The organism is Lysinibacillus sp. 2017 (assembly GCF_003073375.1).
In the GTDB taxonomy this organism is placed as follows: domain Bacteria; phylum Bacillota; class Bacilli; order Bacillales_A; family Planococcaceae; genus Solibacillus.
The window spans coordinates 739,056-751,372 of sequence record NZ_CP029002.1; the positions used below are offsets into that span (position 1 = coordinate 739,056).

At 35.4% G+C, this 12,317-nt stretch carries 13 protein-coding genes; 6 read left to right on the forward strand and 7 right to left on the reverse strand.

What is annotated here, in order from left to right; translation table 11 throughout:
• Nucleotides 1-1,161 precede the first annotated feature (1,161 nt).
• The 4 genes from mecA (at nt 1,162) to DCE79_RS03185 (ending at nt 6,326) form a co-directional block, all read left to right on the forward strand.
• The gene (gene mecA / locus DCE79_RS03170; protein WP_108711673.1) at nt 1,162-1,809 is read left to right on the forward strand and encodes an adaptor protein MecA; all 648 of its coding nucleotides are present in this window, start codon (nt 1,162-1,164) and stop codon (nt 1,807-1,809) included.
• A 152-nt stretch (nt 1,810-1,961) separates the two neighbouring features.
• The gene (locus DCE79_RS03175) at nt 1,962-3,089 is read left to right on the forward strand and encodes a competence protein CoiA (RefSeq protein ID WP_159083045.1); all 1,128 of its coding nucleotides are present in this window, start codon (nt 1,962-1,964) and stop codon (nt 3,087-3,089) included.
• A 59-nt stretch (nt 3,090-3,148) separates the two neighbouring features.
• A complete protein-coding gene (gene pepF, locus DCE79_RS03180) occupies nt 3,149-4,957 on the forward strand; it encodes an oligoendopeptidase F (RefSeq protein WP_108711675.1) in 1,809 nt (602 codons plus the stop codon).
• A gap of 892 nt (nt 4,958-5,849) precedes the next feature.
• Nucleotides 5,850-6,326, forward strand: a complete 477-nt coding sequence (locus DCE79_RS03185) for a hypothetical protein (RefSeq protein ID WP_108711676.1) — start codon at nt 5,850-5,852, stop codon at nt 6,324-6,326.
• 212 nt (nt 6,327-6,538) lie between these two features.
• Here DCE79_RS03185 and DCE79_RS03190 read toward each other — a convergent pair whose 3' ends face one another.
• From DCE79_RS03190 to DCE79_RS03205, 4 genes are all read right to left on the reverse strand, one after another.
• Nucleotides 6,539-6,751 carry a DUF6366 family protein gene (locus DCE79_RS03190; RefSeq protein WP_108711677.1) on the reverse strand — a complete coding sequence of 71 codons (213 nt, stop codon included), beginning with the start codon at nt 6,749-6,751 and terminating at the stop codon, nt 6,539-6,541.
• Between the two features lie 132 nt (nt 6,752-6,883).
• Nucleotides 6,884-7,582 (reverse strand): hypothetical protein, encoded by a 699-nt coding sequence (locus tag DCE79_RS03195; protein ID WP_108711678.1) that lies wholly within the window; start codon nt 7,580-7,582, stop codon nt 6,884-6,886.
• A gap of 304 nt (nt 7,583-7,886) precedes the next feature.
• Nucleotides 7,887-8,756, reverse strand: coding sequence for a hypothetical protein (locus DCE79_RS03200; protein WP_135841968.1), 870 nt, complete (start codon nt 8,754-8,756; stop codon nt 7,887-7,889).
• Nucleotides 8,757-9,011: 255 nt separating this feature from the next.
• A complete protein-coding gene (locus DCE79_RS03205; protein ID WP_234417323.1) occupies nt 9,012-9,266 on the reverse strand; it encodes a hypothetical protein in 255 nt (84 codons plus the stop codon).
• Between DCE79_RS03205 and DCE79_RS18430 the strand changes: the two genes are divergently transcribed.
• Nucleotides 9,266-9,478, forward strand: a complete 213-nt coding sequence (locus DCE79_RS18430) for a hypothetical protein (RefSeq protein ID WP_135841967.1) — start codon at nt 9,266-9,268, stop codon at nt 9,476-9,478. The two genes, DCE79_RS03205 and DCE79_RS18430, sit on opposite strands and share 1 nt — an antisense overlap.
• A gap of 113 nt (nt 9,479-9,591) precedes the next feature.
• Nucleotides 9,592-9,888 carry a hypothetical protein gene (locus tag DCE79_RS03210; RefSeq protein WP_159083046.1) on the forward strand — a complete coding sequence of 99 codons (297 nt, stop codon included), beginning with the start codon at nt 9,592-9,594 and terminating at the stop codon, nt 9,886-9,888.
• 254 nt (nt 9,889-10,142) lie between these two features.
• On the opposite strand, the gene DCE79_RS03215 is transcribed toward DCE79_RS03210, so the two are convergent.
• The 3 genes from DCE79_RS03215 to DCE79_RS18895 all read right to left on the reverse strand — a co-directional run bounded on the left by DCE79_RS03215 (nt 10,143) and on the right by DCE79_RS18895 (nt 12,305).
• On the reverse strand, nt 10,143-10,985 hold the full coding sequence (locus DCE79_RS03215) for a DsbA family protein (RefSeq protein ID WP_108711682.1): 843 nt from the start codon (nt 10,983-10,985) through the stop codon (nt 10,143-10,145).
• The gene (locus tag DCE79_RS03220; RefSeq protein WP_108711683.1) at nt 10,982-11,380 is read right to left on the reverse strand and encodes a globin domain-containing protein; all 399 of its coding nucleotides are present in this window, start codon (nt 11,378-11,380) and stop codon (nt 10,982-10,984) included. Before DCE79_RS03220 ends, DCE79_RS03215 begins: the two co-directional genes overlap by 4 nt.
• Before the next feature lie 157 nt (nt 11,381-11,537).
• Nucleotides 11,538-12,305, reverse strand: coding sequence for a lytic transglycosylase domain-containing protein (locus DCE79_RS18895; protein WP_234417324.1), 768 nt, complete (start codon nt 12,303-12,305; stop codon nt 11,538-11,540).
• Between the last annotated feature and the right edge of the window lie 12 nt (nt 12,306-12,317).

Genomic DNA, 12,317 nt, shown 5'->3' on the forward strand with positions numbered 1-12,317 from the left:
CGCCTACCACAGTAAGCGCCAGCACGAGAATGCAAGCAAAAGGAAAATGGATGCACCCTCTATTGGCAGGTCTTTTAAACTCCTTCTATATAGTCTATTAAATTGTGACTGTCGCTTCGCTTTCGTCACAAAGATAATGTCACAACAAACGGATTGTGACATTATCTTGACTGTGCGGCTTGCGTGCGAAGAACCTGCCAAATGACTATGCTTGAATAACCACTTTAATAAAAGGCAGATCCACTTAAACTTTCTCTACTGTATAAAAGATTCGCCTAATAAAAAGACTGGCGCCTACCACTGTAAGCGCCAGCACGTGAATACAAGTAAAGGGAAAATGGATACACCTTGAATGGGCGGGCCTTACACACAGCACAAAGAACATTCGCAGAGACTCTTGCAAAGAGGCTTTGTGAATGTGTGCTGCGCCAGCCCAAACGAAACACCCGAATCACCCCTATAACAAAGGATGAATTCACTATGATAAACCCTACTGTATAAAAAGATTCACCCAATAAAAAGACTGGCGCCTACCACAGTAAGCGCCAGCACGTGAATACAAGCAAAAGGAAAATGGATACACCAAGTATTGGCGGGTCTTTTAAACTCCTTCTATATAGTCTATTAAATTGTGACTGTCGCTTCGCTTTCGTCACAAAGATAATGTCACAACAAACGGATTGTGACATTATCTTGACTGTGCGGCTTGCGTGCGAAGAACCCGCCAAATGACTACACCTGAATAACCTTTTCATTAGAAGACCGAAAGAGGCTTTGTGAATGTGTGCTGCGCCCGCCCAATTGGTACACCCGAATGACCACTTTATTTGAAGAATTAAACACTATGCCTACAGCTCTCTTTGTTTATGTGTGAAAGTACCATTTTTCATAAATGATGAAAGGGCAATTGCCACTTGATTTCGTTAATAAGGCGCAATACAATTTCAAGTATTCAAATAATTTTATTTCTACAATGTTTTTCCTTTTCATTTTAATGCAATCCATCATACAATAGAGTTATAGATACGTTTCTAGAATTTCGAAACGTACTTAGTTCAGATGTTATAGAGCAACATGAAGTGAAGCATACTTTAAGTGAAATACTATTTTTTTAAAATAGCACGTAGCTCTATGAATGACTGTGAAGGGAGTTGAGGTCAAATGGACATCGAACGCATTAATGAAAATACGTTAAAACTTTTTATAACGTATAGTGATATCGAAGACCGCGGTTATAGTCGTGAAGAGATTTGGTACAATCGCGCTAAAGGTGAAGAGCTTTTCTGGGATGTCATTGGTGATGTGAATACAGACGATTATTTCGATTTAGATGGTCCGATTTGGATTCATATCAATGCATCAGAAGTTGGCTTAGAGGTCGTTGTCACACGTGCATCTGTCAATAATGATTCCGAAACTTCATCTATGGTAGGCGCTTTCGAAGACGACTTCCATATAGCAGACCAATTAAACGAAATGGAAGAGTCGATTTTTAACTCGCTCGGCAAAGCAATAAAAGAAGATGAGCCAATTGAAAATGCGCGATTCCGCTTTAAAGATATTGATGATTTAGTTCCATTAGCAACACGTGCAGTACAATTAGATGTAAAATCGACACTTTATAAATGGGAAGATGACTACTATTTATTCGTTGATTTAAAAGAGATGGACTTAAATGAAGCCAAAAATGTGATCGCATTATGCAGTGAATATTTACCGGCTTCAAAAGTGACACTTCATCGTTTAGAAGAATATGCACAAGTCATTATTGCTGAAAATTGCTTTGAAACTATTGTTAATTATTTTTAAATGATGAAAAGGCTGTCCGAAATGGGCAGTCTTTTTTTCTGCAAAAAGTTCAAGTTATTCTGTCGTCAAAAAGAAAGTTTCGCAGTAGTTATTTTACGTAAGTTGAAAGCGATTGGCATTGTCGTTACCATAAAGTAAAAAGGGGGATGACGTTGTTAGTAGCTATAACAAAAGAGCAAAAACTTTTTCAGCTTCAGCGCGAAATGTCACACGATGATTTAAGACAACTAAAAGAAACGAATCCATTTTTTTGCCCGCAATGTAAAGAACCTCTACTATTAAAAATAGGGACGATTAAAATTCCTCATTTTGCCCATTTGAAGAATAATGCCTGTGATTCCTTTTTTTCAGAAGGAGAATCCGCAGCCCACCTACTCGGAAAGCAGCAACTGTATTCGCTTTTTACAAGGCTTCAACTTCCAACAGTTGTAGAGCCCTATTTACCGCAAATTCAACAACGCCCTGACTTGCTTGTGACAAAAGATGACGAGCAATATGCTATCGAGTTTCAATGCAGTAAAATTGCTGGGCCGCTATTTCAAAATCGTACAAATGGCTATCAAGTTGTCAATATAAACCCCGTTTGGCTCCTCCATACTCCAAATGCCCACTTTAAAACTGTAGGTATAACGAAAATTTCCATCAATCATACAAACGCACAATTTATTCAAACGTATAAAAAGCAGCACTATTTAATAACCTATGATGTCCAACGTGAAATGTTTTACTATGTCAGTAATTTAATACCGATTCAAGGTCTGCAATATTTTGGCGTCATTCAAGAGTTACCATTAACGCAGCAAAACTTCCCATTTTTTATTCCGAAAGTAATGTCAAAACAAACATTTCAAATGATTTTTACAAAAGTACTGATGATTCGTAATACAACGCTTCGTTCTCGGTTATTCTTAAGTAAGAAGGGTGTAAATGATTCATTTTTACGAGCCATTTATGAAATGCAGTGTACCATTTTTAAACTCCCTCATTTTATCGGCATTCCTGTTGAGTGTTCTGCACCACTTCCAGTACCCAATGTAGAGTGGCAACTATTATTATTTTATTTTCTACAATGTCACGAGTTAACGCCGCAATCGATGCATCTAAAGTCCATTCCTTATTTTTTAAAGTGGGCGAAATTAGATGAAGGAAAACAAATGGTACAAGCGGTCGATAACTATTTAGAACTTCTAAAAAAACTGGCTATTGAAAATGTGCATAGTGATATACTGGAAGAGCAATTAATTCATTTACTTTACGACCAATTGGTTGCATTTGGTTAATGGAATTGTTTAAATAGACTTATAATTCCGAACTTCGGAATAATTAGGAGGCATATAAAATGGCGAAAAAAGTAATAACGCGTAATGAAGTTCCAGAGCAATTAACATGGGACTTAACACCGATTTTTGAATCAGATGAAGCTTGGGAAGTAGAGTTAAAAGAAGTTGAAAAACTATCTGAACAGGCAGCAAACTTCAAAGGCAAAGTAGCGGATAGCGCGGAAAGCTTATATAACACATTACAATATAGTGATGCAATGTATGAGCGTTTAAACAAATTATACGTATACTCTCATTTAAAACATGATCAAGATACAGCGGATGGAAAATACCAAGATTTAGACGGCCGCGTTCGTTCAATAGCAGCAAAAGTTGGTGCAGCATGGTCATTCATTACTCCAGAAATTCTAGCTTTAGATGAAGCGACTTTAAATAGCTACGCAGCAAGTTATGAACCACTAGCACTTTACAAACAAAGCTTAAAAGAAGTGAACTTAGGTCGTCCGCATATATTATCTGCTGACAAAGAAGAGCTACTTGCACAAATGGCTGAAGTATCAGGTGCATCTGGTTCAACATTCAGCGCTTTAAACAATGCTGACTTAGAATTCCCGAAAATTAAAGGGGAAGACGGCGAAGAAATCCAATTAACACATGGTAACTACATCATGCAATTAGAAAGTGATAACCGTGAAGTACGTGAAGCTGCGTTTAAAGCGGTTTACAAAACATACGGTCAATTTAAAAATACATTTGCTTCTACGTTAGCTGGTAATGTAAAAGCACATAACGCATCAGCAAAAATTCGTAACTACGATTCAGCGCGTCATGCAGCACTTAGCAACAACTTCATCCCTGAAAAAGTGTATGATCAATTGATTTCAACAGTTCATGATTATTTACCAGCCTTACACCGTTACGTAGAGCTACGTAAAAAAGTGTTAGGCGTGGATGAATTGCATATGTACGATCTATTCACACCACTTGTTAAAGAAGTGAAAATGGAAGTAGCGTATGAAGATGCGAAGAAAACAATGGTAGAAAGTTTCGCACCACTTGGTAAAGAATATCAAGAAACCGTACAAAAAGGGTTGGATAGCCGTTGGGTAGACGTGCTTGAGAACAAAGGAAAACGTAGCGGGGCATACTCTTCAGGTACATTTGGTACAAACCCATATGTATTAATGAACTGGCATGATAACATTAACAACCTATACACATTAGCACATGAATTTGGTCACTCGATGCACAGCTATTACTCTCGTGCCAACCAACCATACCAATATGCAGATTACTCAATTTTCGTTGCAGAAGTAGCTTCTACATGTAACGAAGAGTTATTATTCGATCACTTAATGAAAACATTAGATGACGATAAGAAGAAAATCTACTTATTAAATCAATGGTTAGACGGCTTCCGCGGTACAGTATTCCGTCAAACAATGTTCGCTGAATTTGAGCATATCATTCATGAAATGGACGCAAAAGGCGAAGCATTAACTGCAGAAAAATTAACGTCAATTTACTACGACTTAAACAAACAATACTTTGGCGACGCAGTAACAGTAGATGAAGAAATCGGGCTTGAATGGGCACGTATTCCACACTTCTATTACAACTACTACGTGTACCAATATGCAACAGGTCAATCTGCTGCAACAGCGTTAAGCAAACAAATTTTAGAAGAAGGCAAACCAGCTGTAGATCGTTACATTAACAATTTCTTAAAAGCAGGTTGCTCGAACTTCCCAATCGAAGTACTAAAAGCAGCTGGTGTAGATATGGAATCTCCAGAGCCAATTGCACTTGCATGCCAAGTATTCGAAGAAAAATTAAATGAGCTTGAAAAATTATTATTAAATAATTAATTGATAATGAAAACGCATCTAGCTTAGGTGCGTTTTTTTCTCGTTAACCATGAATTTCTGGAGAATGGTGGCTATTTATGGTAGTGGATATTTGATTTATGAAAGTTTTTGAAAAAATTTGGATGTATTATGAAGTGTTGTGTATCAATGGTTTTGAAGGTTTTTTTCGTTTATAAGAATGTTAAACCTTATTAAAACGCTTTCATTTCTATGGAAACGCTTACTATATGTCGAATTTGTGAAACAATGCTCGATTCGTTGCAACAATTATTATTCCGTGATAGAGTAATAAACGTGAAATAAATCACATAACAAACATACACCCCTTTGTTTGAACGTGAACATTTCTCCCATCCCCTTTGTGAAAAAAGAGGCGTCCTATCTGATGAAGATAGGGGCGCCTCTTTTGTTTTTCTAGGGATTTATCATAGCTAGTTATTTTTCTAATATAGAGTTCGTAAAATAAAAGTGAATGTGGATTTGGCAGGCTAGGCTTGCCAAATCAATATGTAACCCATTAAACATAGCAAAAAAGGATTATCAATAGTTTGTTTTAGTATTGGTAAGTAAATTTGGATAACTGCATTCATTTAATCTTGGGGAGTCAAGTATCAGTTTTTTAGGAGAAGGTGAAAAAATATCCAAGAATTTATGCAAGATCCATAATTTAAAGCTTGGCAAAAAATGCGGGAAATGGTGCTATATCAATGCTTTATGTGTCATGTATAAAATCATGCATAATCGTTATATCAAAATAAAAGCTCAAAATACTGATTTAACAGTATTTTGAGCTTTTATTGGTATTCCCAAACTTTTATTTGGGAACGTTATTTTGTATAGAAGTGCATTTAAATATATGATTAGGTAAAATACAATGAAGGGGGAATGCATGATGAAAAAATTAACTTTATTATTGTTGATGGTCATTTCGGTTATTGGATTGAGTGCCTGTCAAAAAGATAAAAGTGTAAGTGAAGATGATATAAAAGCTTTTTTAAAAGAGTATAAAACTATAATTTATACAGCAGATTCACAGAACCCGACAGACTATTCAAAGCTTTTAGAGGACGTAAAACCTTACGTAAATGAAGAAGTATATGAAAAACATGTAAAGAACGGAATCTTTAATTTTCCAAATCACTTTGCCACTGAAAACCAAACTGATGTGAAGTTAAACGATGTCAAAATTGATACTATCAAAGAAAAAGATAATAATTTCGAAATCGCATATACAATGTTTGTGACAATTGGTAAGCGCAATGTTGAAAAAACAGGTAAAATGACCATTTTTAATGAAGAAGATAACAAGTTCATTGTTACTTATGATTGGGAAAATCCTGTTACAGTAGATAATAAAAAATTTAAGTAAGCAAAGTGGATGAATTAAATGTGCAAAAAAATCCATTGAAAATTCAATAGTCACTACAATCCCAAACCCTCTAGAAAATCTCGAAGAATTACCAATATTCTGCAACGATAGTTGAAGTATACCCTAGTTACCAAAGCGCCCTTGAACTGCACCCCAATTGTTAGACACTACTAACAATTGGGGTGCAGTTCAGCTTTCATTTGGGAACGTTTTTAGAATGACTTATAAATACTATATACAATAAAAATAACAAGAATGATTAGAATTAATACACCGATTTCTTTAATACTCATTCCAGTAGTATTAGGCATACCTGCTTGTGTGCGATTAAGATTGTCATTAAAATTTCCAGCAGGATTCTTTTTTTGTTCTTCTCGATATAAACGCTCTCTTGTCTGTTCTGGTGTTTCTTTTCTTTTAGACATTTAAACACCTCCTAAGTTGTTATATTAATATTTCTAGAAGAGGTCAATAGATTCCTTTAATGGTTCCCAAAGCGAGATTTGGGGACATTTCGAAATGCTGTTACACTAAAGCCCCCGTTAGTTGAATATCACTTAATGTTTCACTGGACCATAAAAAGGGTTTTTACTATTGTCGGTTATAAACTCAATTGCTTTCGCTTGATACATTTTATCACGGTATTCATAAGTAATGATAATATCTCCAACAAACATCGCTGGTGAAATTTGACCACTTACTCTGACCATAAGATTTTTGTTAATTACTTCATAATCAATAATATTGCCGAAACTTATATCCTCAAATAAATGCGACGGTTCTATTGACTTAGTTTCAATAATGGTTACTTTGTCTCCCAAAATGATTTCTGCTTTTTCAATAGTTAATTTTGTTTTTACGTTTTTATTGATAATTGCTAAAGGATTATCGACAATGATATCAAATAATCCATTCTTATTTTTATAGACATACACTTCTTCATCTAGTACACCAGTACCATATCCTTTTGTTAAAGTTATGATTAATTCCTTGGTTCCATCTTTGTTTATATCTTCGTAAAAAAGTTTTGGGGCATAGGTAGGATTCGTAACATTTATCCAAAAAGGTCTGAAGTAAGTATCTCCTTTGAAATCAAGTTTAAATTCCCGATATAAACCGTTCATTTTCTTAGCGTACAATTCTATATTCTCGTTGGGTAGCTTCGTAACCAGTTCATATCCTTCATTTGTTGCACTATTACTTTTTGGAACTACAAAGAAAATAAACACTAACAATAAGAACACGTATTTTTTCATTGAATACACCTCATTTTAGTGTTCCCTGAAATGATTTCTTATTCCACTAAACTGCTGCGTTAGTTGAAGTATAACCTTCCCAAACCGACGTTTGGTAACTTTTGAATGAGATTTATTTATACGTTACAGCCACTCAGAACAAGTGAATCGAACAGTCCTCTTTAAAATTATTTTTCGCAGTACAACTTCACTTATGATTTGGTTCTCCGTAACATAGTTAAAGGCGGTTTTAAACTACGCTCAAATATAAATTTTATTTAGGCTTATACTCCTTTACTAAGAAAAAATTACTTAGTTGTTACACTCAATTATTTGGTAAATATTTTTTATATCGTTCCCATGCATCCATATATTCTGGCAAATCATGTGGATGCACTTTAATACATATTCCTATACGTGTATATAATTGAAAAATTACCTCATCTAAAAGTCTTTCCTCGGTATAGCTAACATCACTGTTCCACATTGCAAATAATGTAAGCAACGTATTCAAATCTAGATTGTCTGGTGATGAACAAAATGCATATGTAAAATCATAAATTTTTGGTCCAATTAATGGTGAGGGATCAATCACACCTTTTAATTGCTTATTTAAATAAACAAAATTATGTACGCCAGTATCTCCATGTAAATAATATTTTTCTTCCAATTGGCTATATCCCTTTAACTTATTTACTAAAAGTTCTACCCTTTTATGATCTTCTACTGAAAGAACATTTCCTATATTTTGCTGCGCATATTCTAGACTACTTTGATTAAAATCAGACCAACTGCTTCTAGAAGTACCGTTTATTCTTCCCCAAGGAGTAGCTTCATCTACCTTAGTGTATTTATCAAATAGTTGCTTTATTAAAATTGTCATCCAGTCTATTTTAGAACTTCGATTAAAATGTGTTTCTCCAGCAATGTAGTCATACACAATAAATTGTTCTTCTGGATCTGTGTAAATAATATTAGGTAGTAGGCTCGTATCACTATAAGCAGTAAGAAATTGTTGCGTCGGCTTTATTATATTTGCTATATCCATTTTTACTACATATGTTGGTTTGTTATCGACAAGTAGTAAATATAAAACACCATTTGTAGTACCACTATTTAGATTTTCTGCTTTTAAATCTGTGCTGATTAAAGAATTATTTTTTAATAAATCAATAATTGTATTTATTTTTTCCACGTATGAGCCTCTTTTGCTAATTATTATCGTGCCATAATAGTTATATTCCCTCCTAAATATTGAAACCCTTTTATTTTTATATATGAATTTTTGGAGTAAAACGGCTTTAATGGAGGTCATTTTATTTATAAAGTGAAAGACAGGTACATAAGCTTTTTTACAATCCGCACTTATATTAGGTAATGTCTGTAAATAAGCACTCAAAGCGGCGTTTAGGGACATTTTTCTCTTAAGTTTTTAAATTCTCCTAAATTGCTATTTAAGTGGTAGAGGATATTCTGGTCTGTTAGGACAATATTTACAATGAGAGTCACTACATTTTGATTCAGTCCAACTATTACATTTAGGACAGAAATATGTATCAAATTTTTCATAATAAACTAAGTTAGATTTGCATTGTGAACAAAATTTATTTTCCTCAAGTTGACCGTAAAACTCGAAGCCATCTATAATTACTTTTCCATATGCTTCTGATATTTTCATAAATAGCACCTCTTTTTCTTTTTCCAATGATACCAAATTTAATATTAAGTAAGAACGTCCAAAAAGCATTGTTGATAACATTATTTTCGCTTAACGTTGTAAATCCGTATAAATCTGGCGGCCCCATGCTTTATGTGTTTGTAGCTATTGTCGTTAACAGGTTTGCTAGTTTAAGCGAAGAAAAAGATGCCTTTTTCCAGCTCTATTCACTGCCAAGCTGGCTTGAGAAAAAATGGTAACAGAGTTTGATGGGTGGGAAAGTCGTTATGATGAAATTGTCGCTACGAACGAATATAAGCAATGAATTTTCTTAAGTAATTATAGAATGCATTCAGAGCTTTTTCGTACGAATATGAAAACACTGGCAGTTGAAGGGGTATTGCTTGTTGTTCTGTTGACAGCGTTCATTACAAATTATGAGTTCGAACAGAGCACACAATTAGTCATATATCCAACTAAAAAGGGTCGAAAACTTTTATTAAATAAAGGTCTAGCGAGTTTACTAGCAAGCTTCATTGTGATAGCAATTTTATTTGGAGTGACATTATCGGCTTACTTTACCGTCTATGATTACTCGGCTGTTTGGCAAGCTTCGATTAGTAGCGGCTTCAATTGGGAATATCGGTTACATACGAGTAAGCGTAGCTAGATAGACTTTCTTTGTATTGACGGGCCTTCTACAGAGCACAGAGAATAGCCCCAGAGATACGTGAAATATGTCTCTATGACTTTGTGCTTTGCCTGCCAAACAGATCCCACTTTAATCTCACTTTATTAGAAAAAGGGGGACACCACGACAATCCTAAAATCCCCATTAAAAAAGCCCCTTCATTCATGAAGGGACCAAAGTAATAGATTATATGATTACAACTGCGTATGATTGTGTTGCTTATGAAGCAGGAATTAAACACTCATGTTACTTGCTCGGTTGGTTTCAGTTGATTTTGCACGCCATAGTGTCAAATCGTCTGTCATAACACGTTCCACCTTTTGTTGCAGCATACGTTTTTTTAGTTCGCGCTCTGCGGCTTGCTCATTGATTGAATAGATCTCGGCCACTTCTGCTGTTGTCATTGTCGAAAAACGATCAAATAGTTCATCCAGTCCAGGAAGGGGTTGGCGAATCAATTCTTCATCGAGAAGTTCTCTTAAAATATGCTCATACACCTCGTAATTGTAAGAGCCACCTACTTTTAACCCCTCATCTTCAATACATTCATTAAAGAAGACAATACTTGGAATTTGTTCGACTTCCATTTCGCGAGTTAAATATAAATCACCTTGGAACGCACGTGCTGCTTCTTTCGAGCCAAAATCTGTTGTAAATTCATTCATATCTAAGTTAACGTGCTGTGCAATGGCAAGCAATGTTGCATGTGAATTAATGTTGCGTGTTTTGAGCGCCGCTACTTCTTGTACTTTGTTTAAATAGCGGAATCCTGCACGTTTCCCTTGTAGTTCAGCTGCCTTAATCGCGATAGAAGGTAATGCTGGATGCGTAATATCCAATTCTGCTCCTGTAACACAGCCCTTCATACGGTTCGTCATGCAGTTTAGTGCAGAAAGTTCCGTACTCAGTACATATCGACATGTAAAATAATGACCATATTCGATTTGAAGCTTACGTAATGTCATTTGCATTGCATAGGCTTCTGGGCAAAGGGGGTCAATAAAAATATATAACTCAATCGGTTTATTACATGCAGAAGGTGTTATTGGTTGCTGTAAAAGTTGGACATTATTCACTCAAATCCCTCCTCATCATTGGGGGCATTGACCATATGGTGAGCAGTCATTAAAAGACGTTTGTAGTACACTTCACGGAATTTGCCGTCTAGGCCTACTTCGTCCATTGCTTCTGCCATACATTCAAGCCATGCTTGGGCACGGTCGGGTGTAATTTTAAAATGCATATGTCTAGCGCGCATCATCGGATGACCATGTTCTTCTGTAAAAAGGTCTGGTCCGCCAAGATACTGCGTTTGGAATTGAATTTGTTTACGGATGGTTTCCGTTAAATCTTTAGGGAAAATAGGAATTAATAAAGGGTGCTTCGCCACTCGAGAGTAGAACGCGTTAATTAATTCAGAAAGCTTTTCAGCGCCGAGTTCCTCATACGGAATCGTATATTTTCGATTCATTTGTTTTACCCCTTTGTGTCTTACTTCGTCTATAAGTTAACTAGTTTTTTCACTGTATGTAATGAAACATTTTTATAGGCGATACAATTATTCTAGCAACGTAGCGTAATTTTAACAAATAAAGTGCCCTGCAAAAAATTTTTGAAGGGCATTTTATTTAGGCGTTATAGTAATTTAAAATGTTTTTAACGTAGTTTTGTGTTTCTTTAAATGGTGGAATGCCATCATATTTTTTGACGTTTCCTGGACCTGCGTTATAGGCTGCAAGTGCGGTTTCAATATTATTGTCAAATTGATTTAACATTTGACGTAAATATTTGGCCCCGCCCATAATATTTTGCTCTGGATTGAAACTGTCATTAACCCCTAAATAGCGTGCAGTAGAAGGCATTAATTGCATTAAGCCTGATGCCCCAGCACCACTTTTGGCATCTGTATTAAAGTTCGATTCTTGTTTCATAACAGAAGCGATTAGCTTTTCAGGAATATTATACGTCTTCGCGGCTTTTGCGATTTCAGCGCTGTATTGTTCAGCCCCAGCTAAAAGGTTTGTGTACGCGGTTTTACCTGTGTAATCCTTCGCATATTGTTCTAAGTTGGGTGTTTCCTCAACCTCGCTTGTCGTAGTAACATTTGATGTTAACAAAGAATTGCCAGAGTTGTTTAACAAGAATGATGCGATGTAACTATTTGCAGAATTTGAATTTGTTTCAGAACCGTTCGATTGGATTGAATCCATTAATTGTTGTAATGTGCCGACATCACCTAAGCCGTTTAAAGTGCTTGATGTGCCTGTCGTTTGTTCATTCATTAAATCATTAATTAGTTCAGAAAAAAGTGTTGAGTTTGAAGAAAGCGTGCTTGAATTTGAATCATTTGAAGTTCCTAAATTTTGCATCGCTTGTAACTCTAACAACGTTTTCATTGATGTGATATC

What these genes read in the sequence shown, in the direction of transcription:
- mecA (WP_108711673.1), top strand. Translation starts at nt 1,162, where the DNA reads ATGGACATCGAACGCATTAATGAAAATACGTTAAAACTTTTTATAACG.
- pepF (WP_108711675.1), top strand. Translation starts at nt 3,149, where the DNA reads ATGGCGAAAAAAGTAATAACGCGTAATGAAGTTCCAGAGCAATTAACA.
- DCE79_RS03185 (WP_108711676.1), top strand. Translation starts at nt 5,850, where the DNA reads ATGAAAAAATTAACTTTATTATTGTTGATGGTCATTTCGGTTATTGGA.
- DCE79_RS03190 (WP_108711677.1), bottom strand. Translation starts at nt 6,751, where the DNA reads ATGTCTAAAAGAAAAGAAACACCAGAACAGACAAGAGAGCGTTTATAT.
- DCE79_RS03195 (WP_108711678.1), bottom strand. Translation starts at nt 7,582, where the DNA reads ATGAAAAAATACGTGTTCTTATTGTTAGTGTTTATTTTCTTTGTAGTT.
- DCE79_RS18430 (WP_135841967.1), top strand. Translation starts at nt 9,266, where the DNA reads ATGATACCAAATTTAATATTAAGTAAGAACGTCCAAAAAGCATTGTTG.
- DCE79_RS03210 (WP_159083046.1), top strand. Translation starts at nt 9,592, where the DNA reads ATGAAAACACTGGCAGTTGAAGGGGTATTGCTTGTTGTTCTGTTGACA.
- DCE79_RS03220 (WP_108711683.1), bottom strand. Translation starts at nt 11,380, where the DNA reads ATGAATCGAAAATATACGATTCCGTATGAGGAACTCGGCGCTGAAAAG.
- DCE79_RS18895 (WP_234417324.1), bottom strand. Translation starts at nt 12,305, where the DNA reads ATGAAAACGTTGTTAGAGTTACAAGCGATGCAAAATTTAGGAACTTCA.